Genomic DNA, 1,095 nt, shown 5'->3' on the forward strand with positions numbered 1-1,095 from the left:
CTCGACGGCGGCGAGGACCTGCTGGACGCGCAGGCCGTCGGCGAATGAGGGGGTGGGGTCGGTGCCGGTGGCGATGGCTTGCAGGAAGTCCTTCACTTCGTGGGTGAAGGCGTGTTCGTAGCCGAGTGCGTGGCCGGGGGGCCACCAGGCGCCGGCGTAGGGGTGACCGCCCTCGGTGACCAGGATCCGCCGGAACCCGGCCTCCTCGGGGGGCAGGGTGTGGTCGTGGAACCACAACTCGTTCATGGCTTCGAAATCGAAATACAGGCTGCCGTCGGAGCCGTTGATCTCGATCCGGAGCGCGTTCTTGCGGCCGGAGGCGAAGCGGGTGGCTTCGAAGGAGGCCACCGCGCCGCCGGCGAAGCGGCCGAGGAACAACGCGGCGTCGTCGACGGTCACCTCGCCCAGTTCGGTGCCGCCGCTGGCGGCCAGGCCTGCGGAGGCTTCGGCCAGGGGGCGGTGTTTGATGAAGGTCTCGGTGATGGCCGAGACCCCGGTGAGCAGGTCGCCGGTGATGTATTGGGCGGTGTCGATGATGTGGGCGCCGATGTCGCCCAACGCGCCTGATCCGGCTTTGTCTTTTTGGAGTCGCCAGACCAGGGGGAAGTCGGGGTCGGTGATCCAGTCTTGGAGGTATTGGGCGCGGACGTGGCGGATGGTGCCCAGCCGGCCGGCTTCCACGAGTTGGCGGGCCAGGGCGACGGCGGGGACGCGCCGGTAGTTGAAGGCGACCATCGACCGGATGCCCCTGGTGGCTGCCTCGGCCGCTGCGGTTGCCATGGCTTCGGCTTCGGCGACGGTGTTGGCCAGGGGTTTTTCTACGATGACGTGTTTGCCGGCGGCCAGGGCGGCGATGGCGATTTCGGCGTGGGAGTCGCCGGGGGTGCAGATGTCGACGATCTGCACGTCGTCGCGGGTAATCAGGTTTTTCCAGTCGGTTTCCACGGCGGCCCAGCCGAGTTGGGCGGCCGCGGTGGTGGTCGCTTCGGGTGACCTGCCCGAGAGCACCGTCATGGACGGGCTCACGGGCAGGTCGAAGAACGCGCCGACACTTCGCCAGGCCTGGGAGTGCACACGCCCCATGAACGCGTACCC

1 protein-coding gene is annotated in these 1,095 nt (G+C 68.5%); it reads right to left on the minus strand.

Annotated elements, in window-relative coordinates:
- Positions 1 to 1,095: Gfo/Idh/MocA family protein (locus Pph01_RS42465; protein WP_204078943.1), on the minus strand; the 1,095-nt coding region annotated here is incomplete at both ends.

The organism is Planotetraspora phitsanulokensis (assembly GCF_016863295.1).
GTDB lineage: Bacteria > Actinomycetota > Actinomycetes > Streptosporangiales > Streptosporangiaceae > Planotetraspora > Planotetraspora phitsanulokensis.